The following is a 16,274-nucleotide window of genomic DNA, read 5'->3' on the forward strand; positions in this document are numbered from 1 at the left end:
GACGATCTCGCCGTGCCGATCCCCCGCGCCCGGTCCGGAGCAGTCCCGGCCGTCCTCCTCGCCTCGGTCCTGAGCCAGGCCGTGTCCGCCGCGCCGGCGGCGGTCGGCGACGCGATCCTGACCCCTGTCGCCCCGGCCGACCTGCCGGGCTTCCCCGGCGCGCGGGCGGACGCGGCGCTCGAGGCCTTCCGCCGGGTCTGCACGGCCCCGCCGCCCGCCCTGCCCCAGCCCGACGGCGTCGCGGGGGATCCGGCCGCCCTCGCCGCGGCCTGCGCGGCGGCCGCCGGACCCGTACCGGACGCCGGCGCCTTCTTTCGCGACCGGTTCGCGGCGTTCCGCGTCGCGCGGCCCGGCGCCGATCGGCCCGGCTTCCTGACCGGCTATTTCGAGCCGGAACTCGTCGGTTCCCTCGAGCCGGGCCCGGATTTCCCGACGCCGGTGCTCGCCCGGCCGGACGACCTGATCTCCCTCGGCCCCGGCGAGACCCGCCCGGGGCTCGATCCGGGCCTGCGCGCCGCCCGCGCCACCGCGGACGGGTTCGCCCCCTACCCCGACCGCGCCGCGATCGACGACGGCGCCCTCGGCGCGCGCGCGAAGCCGATCCTGTGGCTGCGCGACCCGGTCGACCTGCTGGTCCTCCAGGTCCAGGGCTCCGGGCGCGTCCGGCTGCCGGACGGGCGCGCGGTGCGGGTGCTCTACGACGGCCGCAATGGCCGCCCCTACACGGCGGTGGCCAAGCTGATCGTCCAGGAGGGCCACCTGCCCCTGGAGGGCCTGACGCTCGCCCGCTGGACCGGCTGGCTGCGCGCGCATCCCGAGACCGCCAGGCGCCTGATCCGCGCCAACGCCTCCTACATCTTCTTCCGCCTCGCCCCGGTCGAGGACCCGTCCCTCGGGCCGCCGGGCGCCGCGAACGCCCCGCTCAGCCCGGGCCGCAGCCTGGCGGTGGACGCGACCCTCTGGCGCTACGGCCTGCCGTTCTGGCTCGCGGGCCCGCTCCCCGCGGAGGCGCCGGCCGCCGCGCCGGACGCGGCCGGGCGCCTCGTCATCGCCGCCGATACCGGCTCGGCGATCGTCGGCCCGGCCCGCGGCGACCTGTTCGTCGGCACCGGTCCGGAAGCCGGCGCGGCCGCCGGAAACCTCCGCGACGCGATCGGCTTCGTGGTCCTGCTGCCGCGCCGCGCCGCGGTGCCGGGAGCCGCGCCGTGAGACCCCCGCGCCGGGGGCGCCGCCTGACCGCGGGCGAGGCCCGACTCTGGGACGCGATCGCCAAGCTGGTGACGCCGTTGCCGGACCGGGCGCCCGCGAAGCCGGCGGCCGCCGCGCCGCCGGCGGCGCCGACCGCGACCATGCCGGCGCTCTCGGCGCCGATCCTGAAGCCCAGCGCGCCGCCGGCCGCCAAGAGGCCGCGGGCGAAGCCTCCGCCCAAGCATCCCCCCAAGACGGCGCCGGTGCCGCCCCGCCCGGCGACCGCCGCGCCGTACCAGCCGCCGCCGCAGCGGCACGCCCCGAGCACGGGCCTCGAGCGCACGGCCAAGGTCGCCCTGCGACGCGGCCGGCTGGCGATCGACGCGCGGATCGACCTGCACGGGATGGTGCAGGCGGAGGCGCACGCGGCGCTGACGGGTTTCCTGCTCCGCTCGCGGGCCGCCGGGCACGCCTACGTGCTGGTCGTCACCGGCAAGGGCGGGTCGGGTTACGGCGAGGCCTTCGCCGAGCGCGGCGTGCTCCGCCGCAGCGTGCCGCACTGGCTGCGGGGGCCGGATCTGCACGGGATCGTCCTCGGCTTCGAGGAGGCCGCCCGCCACCACGGCGGCGGCGGCGCGCTCTACGTGCGCCTGCGCCGCCGGTAGCGCGGCTTTCGGCGCGGGACGCGCGGCAAACCGCGCCGGTTCCGCGCGGTTGCGGCCCGGACCGATCCCGCCGATATCCGGAGCCGGCGCACGGAGCGCCGCGCACGGAAAAGCCGCGAGAGAGATGCCGGAGCTTCCCGAGGTCGAGACCGTGCGGCGGGGCCTGGCGCCCGCCCTGGTCGGCGCGCGCTTCAGCCGCGTCACCCTGCGCCGGGCCAACCTGCGCTTCCCGTTCCCCGAACGCTTCGCCGCCCGCCTCGAGGGACGGACCGTCACGGGCCTCGCGCGCCGGGCGAAGTACCTCACCGCCGCGCTCGATTCCGGCGAGACGCTGGTGATGCATCTCGGCATGAGCGGCCGGTTCGACGTGGCGCTGCCCGACGGCAGCAACCTGTCGCCGGGGGATTTCTACCTCGAGGGCGCCCAGGGCACGCCCAAGCACGACCACGTGGTCATGGCGATGAGCACCGGCGCCACGGTGACCTACAACGACGCCCGCCGCTTCGGCTTCATGGATCTCGTCCCGAGCGCGGAACTCGCGGCCTGCCGCCACTTCGCCCGGATGGGGGTGGAGCCCCTCGACGGGCTCACCGGGGCGGTGATCGCGCAGCTGTTCCGCCACAAGATCGCGCCGCTCAAGGCCGCCCTGCTCGACCAGCGCCTGATCGCGGGCCTCGGCAACATCTACGTGTGCGAGGCGCTGCACCGGGCGCGCCTGCATCCGGAGGCCCCGGCCGGGAGCCTCGCCCGACCGGACGGGCGCCCGACGCAGAAGGCCAACGCCCTGGCCAAGGCGATCGTGCAGGTCCTCGAGGAGGCCGTGAAGGCCGGCGGCTCGACCCTGCGCGACTATGCCCACACGGACGGCAGCGCGGGCGCCTTCCAGCACGCGTTCCGGGTCTACGACCGGGTCGGCCTGCCCTGCACCCGGCCGGGATGCGCCGGCGCGGTCACCCGCATCGTGCAGGCCAACCGCTCGACCTTCTACTGCGCCACCTGCCAGCCCCCGGGCTGAGCGCGCCGCCCGGCGCCTATCGCGCCGCGGAACGGCAATTTCGCCACAAACCCGACTAGGGTTACGGCCCTCCACGTGCGCACCCGGTTGCGGGCAGCCGATCCCGGCCCGCGACGCGTGACGGGTCGCGCGGGCCCAGACAGGATCCCGATGTTCTTCCGCCGCTCAAAGACGCCCGCGCCCGAGACCACCGCGCAGGATCCGACGGACGAGCCCGCCCTGCCGCAGCGGCTGTCGCCGCGCTCGCCCGGCGAGGCGATCAAGCCGACGGTCGCGCCCCCGCCGCCGGAGAAGCCCGAGCGCGAGCGCAGCGGCCTCGTGGGCCTGATCAGCGGCGCCCTGACCTTCGCGGTCGTCATCGCCATCGCGGCGATGATCGGGATCACGCTGTTCCAGCGGCAGGTGCGCGAGCCGGGACCGCTCGCGGCCGACAAGGTCGTGGTCATCCCGACCCACAGCGGAACGTCCGAGATCGCCGAGACCCTCAAGCGCGAGGGCGTGATCGACCATACCGGCCTGTTCGAGTTCGCCGCCCGCTTCGGCGGCCGGCCGGCGCTGCGGGCCGGCGAGTACGTCTTCAAGGCCCACGCGAGCATCTCCGACACGCTCGACACGATCGCCACGGGCCGGCAGGTCCAGCACGCCATCACCTTCCCCGAGGGCCTGACCTCCGAGCAGATCGTCACCCGCCTCAACGACAACGACGTGCTCACCGGCGAGATCAACGAGATTCCCCCGGAGGGCTCGCTCCTGCCGGACACCTACAAGTTCGAGCGCGGCGCCACCCGGCAGCAGATCGTCAACCTGATGAAGGCCAAGCAGCGCGAGGTCCTGAACCAGATCTGGCTGCGGCGCAGCGCCGACGTGCCGGTGCGGACCCCGGCCGAGATGGTCACCCTCGCCTCCATCGTCGAGAAGGAGACCGGCCGCGCCGACGAGCGGCCCCGGGTGGCCGGCGTCTTCATCAACCGCCTCAACAAGCGGATGAAGCTGCAATCCGACCCCACGATCGTGTACGGGCTCGTGGGCGGGCGCGGCACCCTCGGCCGCGGCATCCTGCGCTCCGAGATCGACCGGCCGACGCCCTACAACACCTACGTGATCGAGGGTCTGCCGCCGGGACCGATCGCCAATCCCGGCCGCGCCGCCCTGGAGGCGGTGGCCAACCCGTCCCGGACCAAGGACCTGTACTTCGTGGCGGACGGCACCGGCGGCCACGCCTTCGCCGATTCCCTCGAGGCACACCAGCGCAACGTCGCCCGCTGGCGGGCGGTGGAGAAGAGCCGGCAGGCGCCGCCGGACGCCGTCGACAAGGTCGAGCCGAGCCCGGATCCGGCCACGCCCGGCCGCGCCTCGGCCTACGCGCCGGGCGGCGCCCCCGCGGGCAACGGGATCAACACCAACGCGGCCTTCGCGCTGGATACCGGCACGCCGGGCACGCGCGCCTTCGACGCCTCCGAGGGCACGCGCCTCGATCCGCTCAAGAATCGCAGCTACGACCTGGGCTCGCCCAAGACCGTCCCGACCCTGAGCGAGCCGGCACCGGCGCCGCGGGGCCGCCGCTAGGCAGCGGCGCCGGACGGCCTCGTCGGGCCCGGCTCAGTGCGCCCGCGGGTTCCGCGGGCGCCGCGGCATGTCCGGCGGCGCGCCCGACAGGGTGGCGGCGATCTGCCGTCCCAGCTCGTACAGCAGGGCCTCGAGCAGCGGCTGCACTCGCTTCGCCTCCTCGGGCCCGAGATCGCCGACCATCTCCCACAGGCGCATCGCGCAATCGGCCATCCGCTCGACGGCGGTCCCCTGCTCGGTGGGGGCCCCGAGAAAGCCGGCCGGCGGCTCGAACGGGCCGTCGGCCCGGCTGTCCGTGATGTCGATCACGATGCCGCGGCCGTAGATGTGCCCGTCCGCGCGGCGCTCGAACCGGCCGCGCGCCAGCACCCAGCGCACGATTCCCGGCGCGGGCACGATGCGGTGCTCCCAGGCGAAGAGCCCGCCCTCCTCGCGGACGCGGCGTCGCTCGATCTGGTCCCGGGCGAGATCCTCCGGGTGGAAGAGCGCGGAGAGCTGTTCCCAGGTGACGCCGTCCGCCGCCTCGGCCTCGGTCAGGCCGAAGATCCGCGCCATCGTCGCGTCCCCGCGCACGTAGCCCGTGTGCGGCGCATCCTCCCAGATACCGACGCCCAGCGCGGACATCCCGAACGGCGTGAGCGCGGCCCTCCCCAAGACTGATCGCGGCATGCGCCATCCGAGTTCACGTGCAGACGAGCGAGATTTCGAGCACACCTTCACGGCGAAAGGCAACGTCGGCCGCGCGACACCCGCGGGGAAACGTGATCGCACCGATCGCGCCCGGACGACGCGCGCGGCCGGTGCGGTGGGCCCGCGGGGCGCCCCGAGCGGGCCGCGGCGCGGCGGCCACGGCGACCGGCCTCTTCCCACCGGAGAGATCCGTGCTACAGGCCCCGATCTTCACGGGGACGGGGGTCGGCGTGGCCCAGATCGCGAGCATGACCGGTTTCGCCCGGACGGCGGGCAGTGCCGGACCGGTGCACTGGGCCTGGGAGGTCCGCAGCGTCAACGGGCGCGGCCTCGACGTGCGCACCCGCGTGCCGGCCGGCTATGACGGTTTCGGCGAGACGGCCCGAGCCGCCCTGCAGAAGACCCTGAGCCGCGGGCAGTGCCAGCTGACGCTGACGCTCACCAAGCCGGAGGCGACGGCGCGGGTGCGGATCAACGAGACCCTCCTGGCGAGCCTCGCCCAGGCTGTGGCCCGTGTGCCGGTCCCCGAGGGGGTCTCCCCCGCCACCATGGACGGGCTGCTCGGCGTGCGCGGCGTGATCGAGGTCGAGGACGAGGCGGCGGACACCGACTCCCTCGCCCGGGACCTGGCCGCGGGCGTCGTCCGGCTGGTCGCGGATCTCGTCGAGGCCCGCCGCGCCGAGGGGCGTCAGCTCGAACAGGTCGTCACCGCCCAGGTCGAGCGGATCGCCGCGCTGACCGAGGCCGCCGAGGCGAACCCGGCCCGCCAGCCCGAGGCCGTGCGGGCGCGCCTGGAGGCGGCCGTCGCGGCGCTCGGCGGCACCGGCCTCGATCCGGACCGCCTGCACCAGGAGGCCATGCTGCTCGCCGGCAAGGCGGACGTGCGCGAGGAGCTGGACCGGCTCCGCGCCCACGTGGCGAGCGCCCGCGAGCTGCTGGCGGCCGGCGGCGCGATCGGCCGCCGCCTGGACTTCCTGGCCCAGGAATTCGGCCGCGAGGCCAACACCCTGTGCGCCAAGGCCAACGACATCAGCCTGTCCCGGATCGGACTCGACCTGAAGGCCGTGGTCGAGCAGTTCCGCGAGCAGGTCCAGAACATCGAATGATGCCGGATCAGGACGTGAGGATACGGATGCGAAACGTCGGGGAGCCACGCGCATGACCGAGCCGGCCGGGAGCGTCTCCGACTCGATCGCGCGGCGCGGGTTGATCCTGATCCTCTCCTCGCCCTCGGGCGCGGGGAAGACCACCCTGACGCGGGCGATCGCGCAGGATCCGAGCTGGGCGCTCGACCTGTCGATCTCCGTGACCACGCGGGGGCGGCGGCCGTCCGAGATCGACGGGCGGCACTACCACTTCATCGATCGCGAGGCGTTCGACGACCTGCGCGAGCGCGACGACCTGCTCGAATGGGCCGAAGTCCATGGCAACTTCTACGGTACGCCCCGGCGGCCGGTGGAGAAGGTGCTGGGTTCCGGCCGGGACATGATCTTCGACATCGACTACCAGGGCACGCGGCAGGTGCGCTCCAAGCTCGCCCAGGACGTGGTGACCGTGTTCATCCTGCCGCCCAGCATGGCCGAACTGCGCCAGCGCCTGGAGCGCCGGGCGGAGGATTCCGCCGAGACGATCGAGAAGCGCCTCGCCAACGCCCGGACGGAGATCCAGCGCTGGGTCGAGTACGACTACGTCATCGTCAACGACGACCTGCAGAACGCCTTCCGGGCCCTCCAGGGGATCCTGGCGGCCGAGCGCCTCCGGCGGGCGCGCCGCACCGGCCTCGCCCCCTTCGTCGAGGGCCTGCTGGCCGAGACGCCGTGATCCGGCCCTGGAGCGCTCTCCGCCGAAGTGGATACCGGTTCGGCGCGAGAGGGCGCGTCTGGGCACGGCTCTAGCGGCGGATCAGCACGACGCCGCCGATCAGGAGCGCGATCCCGAGCAGGCGCGGCAGGTCGACGGGCCGCTGCGCGAGGCCGAGCAGGCCGGCGTGGTCGAACAGCACCGAGGCGAGCATCTGGCCCGTGACCAAGAGCGCGAAGAAGGTCGCGGCGCCGATCTTCGGGACGAGCAGGATCGCGAGGCCGATGAACACCGCGCCGAACAGCCCGCCGCTCCAGGTCCACCACGGGATCCGCTCCGCCACGCCGGCGGCCGGCACCGGGTCGCGCAGGGCGGCGGCCAGGAGCGCCATGCAGGCGAGCCCGACCGCGTAGCTGGACACGCCCGCCCAGGACGCCGAGCCGAGGCCCGCGCGGAGATTCGCGTTCAGGATCTGCTGCAGGACGAGGCCGGCGCCCGCCAGCACGGCGAGCAGGGCGGAGAGCGCGAAGGCGAGCATTGCGGGGCGAACCTCGGGGTCGGGACGGCGGGCGGCATTGACAACCGTCCCGGCCGACTCCGTCAATTGCCACGCTGTCCCGCGGCTGATCGATCATCCGACGGCGGAGCGCGACGGCGTCTGGGGCCCCTGAGCGGCTCAGGCGGCGGCCGGCAGCTCCGGGACCGGGCAGAGCCACGCGCGCATCGCCGCGAAGGTCGACACGGCCGCGCCGGTGAGCGCGGCCTCCGCGGCCGGGTCGTCGCCGAACGCGTCCAGGCGCGTGCGGAAGGCGGCCCACATCGCCCCCGCGGCGGGCCCGTGCGCCCGGTAATAGGCGAGCCCCGCGTCGGAGAAGCCGTGCAGGGAGGCGATGTGGCGGCCGATCAGCTGCCCGCCGAGGGTCGATCCCTCCAGCACGTAGAGCGCGCCCGTGGCGGCGGCCGGCCCGCGGAGAACCGGAGCGGCCGGCCTCGGGAGCGCCGCGACCGCGCCGGGCAGGAGGCCGAGATGGCCGAGGTCGGCCGCGAGGAGCGCGAGGCGGCGGCGCGGCCCCAGGAACGGCTCGTCGGCGAGCCCCGACCCGATGGCCGCTTCCCAGACCGCGTGGAAGCCGTAGAGGCGTCCCAGCAGATCCCGGTAGCCGCCGAGCGTCGCCACCCGCGCCTGCCAGTCGAGGGACGTCTCCAGCGCCCGGTGGGCCGGGTCGGTCGCGGCGCGCAGCCGCGCGTGCAGGCCGTCGCGGGATCTCACGCGGTGATCGTGAAGCAGGCGCCGGGATTGTTGGCGACGGTGAGCTTGGCGTTGATCTGATCGAGCATCGCGCGGATCAGCTTCATGCCCAGGCCGGAGCCCTTGCTCCGCGCCTTCGCGTCCGCCCAGTCGTCGGGCAGGCCGGCCCCGTCGTCGCAGACGCGCAGCTGGACCTCGCCGGGGCCGGAGGCCGACACGCTGACCTCGACGCGGCCGACGCCGGCCGGGTTGGCCGCGTACTTGAAGGCGTTGGTGACGAGTTCCGTGGCGATCAGCGAGAGCGCCACCGCCTTGCGGTACGGCACCATCAGGCCGGGCTCCGCCGACATGTCGACCGCGTGCCCGTCGCCGGCGAGCCCCGCGAGGTCGTTGCACAGGCTCTCGATGGTCTGGCCGAGATCGACCTCGTCGAAGCGATCGGCCTGGTAGAGGCTGTCGTGCACCCGCGCGACGCTCATCACCCGCGCGGAGGTGTCGGCGAAAGCCTGCCGCGCCTCGCCGTCGGCGATCTGGCGGCGCTGCATCTGCAGGAAGGCCGAGACGATCTGCAGCGAGTTCTTGACCCGGTGGTCGATCTCGCGCGTGAGCAGGTCCTTCTGCTCGAGCAGGCGCTCCTTCTCGGCGAGCAGGCCGGTGAGCTCGTCGATCTTGCGCCGCTGGCGCAGCACCACGCCCTCGACCGCCTCGGCCAGGGAGCCGGCGAGCTGGACCTGCCATTCCGCGAAGGGCGCGGCGAAGCCGGTACGCTCCTCGACCCAGCGCTCGAAGGACCGGCGGGGCAGCACGGCCACGGGGCCGCTCCCGGCGAGCACGGGCTTGCGCGGGTCGCCGCCCCAGGTGACCGTGCTGGGCACCTCGGGCCGGAACCACAGCAGCAGGTTCTCGCGCGAATCGTCGACGAAGGCCGCGAGCAGGCCGCTGGCGATCTCGCGATGCGGGCCGGCCTCCGGATAATCGGCGCTGAAGCTGTCGCTGCTGTAGACGACCTCGCCCGCCGGGACGCGCGCCCGCAGCCAGGCCGCGATCGCCGGCACCATCTCCGCCGGTGGCGTCCGGCCGATCAGCGTGACCCGCTCGCCCGAGACGATGCCGGCGCCGGTGGCGCTGAACAGGTCGAGCAGCGTCGTCGTGCCGGCGGTCAGGGCGGCCACGAAGTCGTCGGACCGCGTCAGGCCGCGGACGAGGCGCCCCTCGACGTCGAGATGCGCCTGCCGCTCGGCCCAGAGCCGGCGCGACTCGATCTCCTGCACGCGCATGGCGAAGGCGTCGGTGAGCACCGTGGCGGCCGCGCGCGTCTCCGGCGTGACGTAGTGCGGGCGACGGTGGTGGCCGATCATCAGGCCCCAGAGCCGTCCCTCGACCATGATCGAGATCGACATGGAGCCGTTCACGCCGAGATTGCGCTGGTACTCCAGGTGGATCGGCGAGAGCGTGCGGTGCTGGGCGAAAGTCAGGTCGATCGGGCCGTTGCCCGCGCCGGGCGCCGAGACCAGCCCGACCGGGACGCAGTCGCGATCGATCACGAAGCGGCTCTTGGCCTTGGTGTAGAGGGCCCGGGCCTGGGCGGGAATGTCGGAGGCGGGGAAGCGCAGGCCCAGCAGGCTGCGCGACCAGCCCGGCACCTTGTCCTCGGCCACGGCCTCGCCGTTCCAGTCCGCGTCGAAGCGGTAGACCAGGACCGCCTCGAAGCCGGTCAGGGCCCGGATCTCGTGGGCCGCGATCCGGGCGGCCTCCATCAGCGTCCCGGCCTCGCGCAGGCGCCCGACGGCGAGCTCGGTGTCGACCTGGCTCGCCGTGGCGAAATCCTCGGCCGAATCCGGCTCCAGCTCCAGCTCGACGATGACGCGGCCGGCATGGGCGTGGGCGACGGCGTGATAGGCGGTGCCGCGATCCGGGAAGGTCAGGGTCCGGCGCAGGGAGGCACCGTCGTCGAGGGTTCCGCTCGCCAGCCGCGACCGGATCGCCGCGACGAACGCCGCCGGCAGCACGTCCGCCAGGGGCCGGCCCGCCAGCGGCGGCTCGATCGGGTCGATGATCTCGCCGACATTGGCCGAGTAGGCCGCGACCAGGAGGGTTCCGGCATCGGCCGCGAGCATCACGGCGTTGGGCTGGATCGAGCCCGGGATGTGGATCGGTTCGCGCTCGCAGAGGCTGGCATCCACCGGTTCGGCGCGGACCCGCCGGCCGATCGCCGCCAGGACGGCCTCGCGCGACAGGTCGGCCCCGAGGCTCTCGACGGGGTCGATGGTCAGCCACGTCACGGGGCGCGTGCCGCCGATCTGGCCGTGACGCATGTGAATCCGGGCCCGGAGCGGCTGCGGCAGCCGGCCGAAGACGTAGTCGAAGCTCTCGTCGAGGGCGCCGCGGCGCGCGCCCGCCAGGAACCTCCCGCGGAAGCTCGGCACGTTCGTGCCCGGCATCACGTCGCGGAAATAGTCGCGCCCGAGGACGGCCTCGCGCGAAAGCCCGGAGATCGCGCTCGCGCCCTCGCTGAAGGCCACGACGGTGCCGGCCGCATCGAGCCCGATCACGCCCTGGTCCAGGCGGTCGAGCGCGTCCGGCGCCATGACGTCGAGATCGACGTCCGTATCGGGGGCCTGGCTGGGCGGCATCAGGAACGAGACCGGCGCATTCAGACGGGTATGGCGACCGGAATGGCCGAGCGCAATGCTTGTGATGTCGGCAAGAACAACGGCTCAGCTTCTCTGTATGATCTTAGACATAATACTGATAAGTCCTTCTTCAACCGTAGGATGATATACCGGTCGGTCATGCACGGCCTGGGCCGTCTGCTGGTCCGCAACGGCGTAGGTCAGCAGGTGCGCGAGGTGCTCGACGGCCGGCCCGAGCATCTCACCCCCGAGCAGCCGTCCGGACCGGTCGGCCCAGATCCGCATGCCGCCGCGGTTCAGGCCCTCGACGCGGGCGCGCCCCTGGTCCGAGAAATCGAGGGCCCCGACGATCCGTCGATCGTCCTCCGGCTCGTAGGGCGCTCCGATCACCGCCGCCTGGGGATGGGTGAAGACCATCGCGAGGCGCGTCCAGGGCTCCGGCGTCGCGACCGGGCGGCCCGCGGCCAGGGCGGCCGCGTTGGCCCCCGCGATGCCGCCCTGACGGCTCGCCTCGTGCAGAACCGGCCGCCAGCCGTCGGCGTCGCCCGCGATCAGGATCGGTGCCCCCGCGCAGACGAGGCTGCGCCGGTCGAAATCCGGCAGGCCCTCCGGCTCGAGGAACAGACCGGTCGCTTCGAGGCACAGGGCCCCCAGATTGGGGGAACGGCCGGTGGCGGCCAGCACCCGCGCCGCCCGCGTGACCTGTTCGCGGCCGTGGCGATCGGTCCAGTGAAGGCGGACGCCGTCGCCGTCCGGAACGGCCTCCCGAAGCCCGGCGCCGAGGTGGAGATCCAGGTCCGCGCCGAAGATCGCGGCGGCCTGCCGGGCGAGACCGGGCTCGGTCAGGCCCGCGACGGTGTCGCCCGCGTCGATCACCGTGACGGCGACGCCGAGCCGCGCCATCGCCTGCGCGATCTCGATCCCGACGGCACCGGCCCCCAGGACGGCCAGCGAAGCCGGGAGGTCGGGGATCTCGAAAAGGGTGTCGGTGGTGAGGACGTCCGCGCCGAGGCCGCGCAGGGGCTCCGGGAGGATCGGGCTCGAGCCCGTGGCGATGACCGCGGCCCGGAAGCGGATCCGGGTCGCGCCGTCGATCAGCAGGGAGCGGTCGCTCTCGAACCGCGCCGTGCCGCCGAGGCGCTCGTCGCCGGGCAGAGCGTCGAGGCCGTCGAGCACGCTGCCGACGAACCGGTCGCGCTCCGCGCGGAGGCGCCGCAGCACGGCGGGCCCGTCCACCGCGACCTCGGGAACCCGGATGCCGAACAGGTCGGTGCTGCGCGCCGCGTGCGCGGCCGCGGCCGCGGCGATCAGGAGCTTCGAGGGCATGCAGCCGACCCGCGCGCAGGTCGTCCCGCCGGGCCCGCGCTCGATCAGCACCGACCGCGCCCCCGCCGCGGTGGCGGCGCGGTGGGCCGCGATCCCGGCAGTCCCGGCACCGATCACCGCCACGTCGTAGTCGAGTTCGCGCATCAGCATCCCGGACCGTTCGCCGGGGCCAAAGCGTCACGGCTCAGGTTCGTTCCGCCTGCGCGCTCACGTCTCAGCCCGGCCTGGACCGGCCGGAGCCCCGCGCGCGCCCGACCGGGCCGCGCGGAGCCGGAAGGTCAGGCGCTGCGGCCGGGGGCCGTGCCGCCGAGGTGGAACACCCGGTGCGGGATCAACTCGCCGCGCTCGACGTCGCCCACGGCGACCAGGATGCCGGCGCAGGTCGCGAACGCCTTGCCGTCCACCGGGGCGTCGCGGCCCCGCAGGATGACGGGCTGTCCCCGCATCAGGCGCAGGCCCAGATCGCGCGACACGGCGACCTCCGGGATGGCGTCGAGGGCCGTCTCCACCGGGCGCAGATAGGCGAGGGCCGCCTCGGGGCTGCCGTCGGTCAGGGCCGAGACGGCGCAGGCCTCGGCCTCCGAGAAGGGTCCGACCCGGGTGCGGCGCAGGGCGGCCACGTGGCCGTAGCACCCGAGCATCCGGCCGAGATCGCGGGCCAGCGCCCGCACGTAGGTGCCCTTGCCGCACTCCGCCTCGATCACGGTGCGCTCGCCGTCGTGCTCGACGACCGCGAGGCGGTCGATCTGCACGGGCCGGGCGACCAGTTCCACGGTCTCGCCCTCGCGGGCGAGGTCGTAGGCGCGCTCGCCCTGGATCTTGATGGCCGAGTAGCGCGGCGGCACCTGCTCGATCGCCCCCACGAAGGCCGGCAGCGCCGCCTCGACCGCCGCCCGGTCCGGCCGGGCGTCGCTCGTCGCGACCGAACGCCCCTCGGCATCGTCGGTGTCGGTCTCGACGCCCCACTGGACGGTGAACCGGTAGGCCTTGCGGCCGTCCATCACGAACGGGACGGTCTTGGTGGCCTCGCCGAGAGCGATCGGCAGGATGCCGGAGGCCAGCGGGTCGAGGGTGCCGGCATGGCCGGCCTTCTTGGCGTTGAACGCGCGCTTCACCACCGCGACCGCGTGGGTCGAGGTCATGCCGACATGCTTGTCGAGGATCACCCAGCCCGAGACGTCCCGGCGCTTCGGCCGGTCGGGCCGCGGCCCGCGCTGCGGGCGGCGGCCTTCCGACCCGTGGCGCTCAGCGCTCGGCGGGGGAGCCTGGCGCTCGGCCGGCGGAAAATCTTCCATGGAAACCGTCATGTCCGCGTGTCCCCCGGGGTCGATGCCCCGTCCCTTTCTGCTTGGTATCGGGACTCAATGCCCCGTCCCGGTCTCCGGTTCGTCGTCCTCGGGCGCGGACTCGAGGTCGCGCTGGACCCGCTCGTCCCGCAGCAGCCTGTCGATGCGCGCCGCCTCGTCGAAGGTCTCGTCCCGCCGGAACCGCAGCTCCGGCGCGAATTTCAGATTCACCCGCCGGGCCACCGCCTGACGCAGCACCTTCCGGTGACGCTCCAGCGCGGCGATCACCGGGGCCTCGTCGAGGCCGCCGAGCGGCATCACGTAGGCGGTGGCGAGCTTCAGGTCCGGCGACATCCGCACCTCCGGCACCGTCACGACATGCGTGCCGAGCACCGGATCCTGGATGTCGCCCCGCTGGAGCACCTCGGCCAGCGCGTGCCGCACGAGTTCGGCCACGCGCTGCTGGCGCTGCGAGGGGCCGGTGGAGGTCGGTTTCTGAGCCATTCTGTCTCGGGCCGGCCCGCCGGAGCGGACGGCGCACGTCCTGAAAAAGAAAAGACGGCCGCGGCAGGTGCCGCGGCCGCCCTGTCCGGATGAGTCCGGAGCGTCAGAGGGTGCGGCGGATCTCCTCGACCCGGTAGCACTCGATCACGTCGCCCGCGCGCATGTTCTCGAAGTTCTCGAAGGCCATGCCGCACTCCTGCCCGGAGGTGACTTCCTTCGCGTCGTCCTTGAAGCGCTTGAGCGTCTTGAGCTTGCCCTCGTGGATCACGACGCTGTCGCGGATGAGGCGGACATGCGCGCCGCGCTCCACGATGCCGTCGGTGACGCGGCAACCCGCGACCTTGCCGACCTTCGAGACCTCGAAGACCTCCTGGATCGTCGCCTCGCCCAGGCGCTCCTCGCGGAGCGTCGGCGGCAGCATCCCCGACAGCGTGGCTTTGATGTCGTCCACGAGGTCGTAGATGATGTTGTAGTAGCGGATCTCGATGCCCGCCCGCTCGGCGGCCTCGCGGGCCTCCTTGTGGGCGCGCACGTTGAAGCCGATGACGACGGCCTTCGACGCCTGCGCCAGGGTGATGTCCGACTCGGTGATGCCGCCGACGCCGGCCAGGAGGATGCGGGCCGCGACCTCGTCGTTGCCGAGCTTCTCCAGGGCGCCCGAGATCGCCTCGACCGAGCCCTGCACGTCGCCCTTGATGACGACCGGCAGCTCCTTGCGGCCGGCGCCTTCCTTGAGGTCGCGCATCATGTCGACCAGCGAGCGGTTGGCACCGCCGGTCCGCGCGTTCTGGCGCTCCCGCTTCTGACGGGCGCGGTACTCGGTGACCTCGCGGGCGCGGGCCTCGTTCGGCACCACGATCACGCGGTCGCCGGCATCCGGCGTGCCGTTGAAGCCCAGCACCTCCACCGGCACCGACGGCCCGGCGTACTGCACGTTCTCGCCGAGATCGTCGATCAGGGCGCGCACGCGGCCCCACTCGGCGCCCGCGACGACGATGTCGCCGGTGAACAGGGTGCCGCGCTGGACCAGGACCGTGGCCACGGGGCCGCGGCCGCGGTCGAGCTGGGCCTCGATGACCGTGCCCTCGCCGTCGCGCTTCTCGTTCGCGCGCAGGTTCATGATCTCGGCCTGGATCTGGATGCCCTCCAAGAGCTGCGGCAGGCCGGCGCCGGTCTTGGCCGAGACCTCGAACTCGAGGGTCTCACCGCCCATCGACTCGACCTGGATGTCGTGCTGCAGCAGCTCCGTGCGGACCCGCTCCGGCTTGGCATCCGGCTTGTCGATCTTGTTGACCGCGATGATCATCGGGACGCCGGCCGCCTTGGCGTGCTGGATGGCCTCGATGGTCTGGGGCATGACGCCGTCGTCGGCCGCCACCACGATCACCACGATGTCGGTGACCTTGGCGCCGCGGGCACGCATCGACGTGAACGCCGCGTGGCCGGGCGTGTCGATGAAGGTGATCATGTCACCGGAGGGCGCCGCGACCTGATAGGCGCCGATATGCTGGGTGATGCCGCCGGCCTCGCCCTCGACCACGTTCTCCTTGCGGATCGCGTCGAGCAGCGACGTCTTGCCGTGGTCGACGTGGCCCATGATGGTGACCACCGGCGGACGGGGATCGAGATCCTCCTCCAGATCCGGCTCGTCGGAGGAGAGACCCTCCTCGACGTCGGACTCGGCGACGCGGCGCACCGTGTGGCCGAGTTCCTCGGCGATGAGCTGGGCGGTGTCCGAGTCGATCACGTCGGTGATCTTGTGGATCTGACCCTGCTTCATCAGCAGGCGGATCACGTCCACGGCCCGCTCCGACATGCGGTTGGCGAGTTCCTGGATGGTGATCGTCTCGGGGATCGTCACCTCGCGGGACAGCTTCTCCTTCTGCTCCACGTGGCCGCGGCCGCTCATGCGCTGCTGACGGCGGCGGAACGAGGCGACCGAGCGCGTGCGCTCGTCCTCGCCCGAGGTCGCGTTGGCGATGGTCAGCCGGCCGCGGTTGCGGTCGCCGCCCGGGGATTTCGGGGTCTTCGGCGGCGCGATGATCTTGAGCGGCATGCCGGGACGGCGGATCACCCGCTTGGTCTCGGACTCGTCCTCGTTGGTCTGGGCGCCGCGACCGGCGGGGCGCGCCGCGGCACCCGCGCCGGCGGGACGCGCGGCGGTCGCCGGCGTCGCGCTCTTCTCGGGCTCCGGCGCCGGGGCCGGACGGGCCATGAAGTTGAGGTCGCGGGGCTTGCGCGAATCGGCCGTGATGGTCTTGCGCGGCTCGCCCGTGGAGGGGCGCGGCGTCAGCGGCGGGCGCGGCGCGGCGGGAGCCGCGGCGGGCGCCGTCGGACGCGCGGCGGCCGGGC

General features: G+C 73.8%; 14 protein-coding genes. 6 read left to right on the top strand and 8 right to left on the bottom strand.

The genetic code is table 11. From position 1 onward, the window contains the following. The first annotated feature begins 12 nt into the window (after positions 1-12). From mltA to mltG, 4 genes are all read left to right on the top strand, one after another. Entirely contained in the window at positions 13-1,209 is a 1,197-nt protein-coding gene (gene mltA, locus ACLBXO_RS04575; protein WP_447684627.1) for a murein transglycosylase A, read from the top strand. Beyond that, positions 1,206-1,853, top strand: coding sequence for a Smr/MutS family protein (locus ACLBXO_RS04580; protein ID WP_447684628.1), 648 nt, complete (start codon positions 1,206-1,208; stop codon positions 1,851-1,853). Before mltA ends, ACLBXO_RS04580 begins: the two co-directional genes overlap by 4 nt. A gap of 124 nt (positions 1,854-1,977) precedes the next feature. After that, positions 1,978-2,868, top strand: a complete 891-nt coding sequence (gene mutM / locus ACLBXO_RS04585; RefSeq protein ID WP_331313445.1) for a bifunctional DNA-formamidopyrimidine glycosylase/DNA-(apurinic or apyrimidinic site) lyase — start codon at positions 1,978-1,980, stop codon at positions 2,866-2,868. 150 nt (positions 2,869-3,018) lie between these two features. After that, a complete protein-coding gene (gene mltG / locus ACLBXO_RS04590) occupies positions 3,019-4,434 on the top strand; it encodes an endolytic transglycosylase MltG (protein WP_331313444.1) in 1,416 nt (471 codons plus the stop codon). A gap of 33 nt (positions 4,435-4,467) precedes the next feature. Here mltG and ACLBXO_RS04595 read toward each other — a convergent pair whose 3' ends face one another. Then, the gene (locus ACLBXO_RS04595; protein ID WP_447684629.1) at positions 4,468-5,103 is read right to left on the bottom strand and encodes a PAS domain-containing protein; all 636 of its coding nucleotides are present in this window, start codon (positions 5,101-5,103) and stop codon (positions 4,468-4,470) included. Positions 5,104-5,372: 269 nt separating this feature from the next. Here ACLBXO_RS04595 and ACLBXO_RS04600 point away from each other — a divergent pair, with 269 nt between their 5' ends. Beyond that, positions 5,373-6,230, top strand: coding sequence for a YicC/YloC family endoribonuclease (locus ACLBXO_RS04600; RefSeq protein ID WP_331313575.1), 858 nt, complete (start codon positions 5,373-5,375; stop codon positions 6,228-6,230). 52 nt (positions 6,231-6,282) lie between these two features. Next, a complete protein-coding gene (gene gmk / locus ACLBXO_RS04605; RefSeq protein ID WP_056525786.1) occupies positions 6,283-6,945 on the top strand; it encodes a guanylate kinase in 663 nt (220 codons plus the stop codon). Positions 6,946-7,015: 70 nt separating this feature from the next. On the opposite strand, the gene ACLBXO_RS04610 is transcribed toward gmk, so the two are convergent. From ACLBXO_RS04610 to infB, 7 genes are all read right to left on the bottom strand, one after another. After that, positions 7,016-7,462, bottom strand: a complete 447-nt coding sequence (locus ACLBXO_RS04610) for a DMT family transporter (RefSeq protein WP_447684630.1) — start codon at positions 7,460-7,462, stop codon at positions 7,016-7,018. A 138-nt stretch (positions 7,463-7,600) separates the two neighbouring features. Further along, the gene (locus tag ACLBXO_RS04615; RefSeq protein ID WP_447684631.1) at positions 7,601-8,194 is read right to left on the bottom strand and encodes a biliverdin-producing heme oxygenase; all 594 of its coding nucleotides are present in this window, start codon (positions 8,192-8,194) and stop codon (positions 7,601-7,603) included. Next, on the bottom strand, positions 8,191-10,806 hold the full coding sequence (locus ACLBXO_RS04620) for a histidine kinase dimerization/phosphoacceptor domain -containing protein (RefSeq protein WP_447684632.1): 2,616 nt from the start codon (positions 10,804-10,806) through the stop codon (positions 8,191-8,193). The genes ACLBXO_RS04615 and ACLBXO_RS04620 overlap by 4 nt, the downstream gene beginning before the upstream one ends. Positions 10,807-10,890: 84 nt before the next feature. Further along, a complete protein-coding gene (locus ACLBXO_RS04625) occupies positions 10,891-12,276 on the bottom strand; it encodes a dihydrolipoyl dehydrogenase (protein WP_447684633.1) in 1,386 nt (461 codons plus the stop codon). Between the two features lie 134 nt (positions 12,277-12,410). Continuing rightward, positions 12,411-13,427, bottom strand: a complete 1,017-nt coding sequence (gene truB / locus ACLBXO_RS04630; protein WP_447684634.1) for a tRNA pseudouridine(55) synthase TruB — start codon at positions 13,425-13,427, stop codon at positions 12,411-12,413. Between the two features lie 66 nt (positions 13,428-13,493). Next, complete coding sequence (gene rbfA, locus ACLBXO_RS04635; protein ID WP_331313438.1) at positions 13,494-13,922, bottom strand: 30S ribosome-binding factor RbfA; 429 nt, start codon at positions 13,920-13,922, stop codon at positions 13,494-13,496. Between the two features lie 103 nt (positions 13,923-14,025). Further along, the coding region (gene infB / locus ACLBXO_RS04640; RefSeq protein ID WP_447684635.1) for a translation initiation factor IF-2 at positions 14,026-16,274 on the bottom strand (2,249 nt) is incomplete at its 5' end.

It is taken from the genome of Methylobacterium sp. C33D, from assembly GCF_053345825.1.